Genomic DNA, 350 nt, shown 5'->3' with positions numbered 1-350 from the left:
GTCGCGCCCGCTTCGGCCACCAGCTTCGCGCCCCCGTCGACCCGCTCCACCGAGTCGGCGATCAGCCCCTTGATCTCCTTGGCCGCCTGCGCGCTCCTCTGCGCAAGGTTCCTCACCTCGCTCGCCACCACCGCGAAGCCGCGACCCTGCTCGCCCGCACGTGCCGCTTCCACCGCCGCGTTCAGCGCCAGAATGTTCGTCTGGAACGCGATCGAATCGATCACGCCGATGATGTCCGCGATCTTCCTGCTCGAATCCTGGATGTCGCTCATCGTGCTCACCACACGCTTGACCGTCTCCGCGCCGCGCATCACCGCCTCGTTGCTCTGACGTCCCAGCTCGTTCGCCTT

1 protein-coding gene is annotated in these 350 nt (G+C 67.1%); it reads right to left on the bottom strand.

Translation table 11 applies throughout. The features are described from left to right. Positions 1–350, bottom strand: a 350-nt coding sequence (locus tag NMQ16_RS19420) for a methyl-accepting chemotaxis protein (protein ID WP_257082570.1), incomplete at both ends; no start/stop codon positions are given.

It is taken from the genome of Methyloversatilis sp. XJ19-49, from assembly GCF_024580145.1.
Lineage (GTDB): Bacteria > Pseudomonadota > Gammaproteobacteria > Burkholderiales > Rhodocyclaceae > Methyloversatilis.
This window is presented reverse-complemented; position numbering and strand designations above follow the sequence as displayed.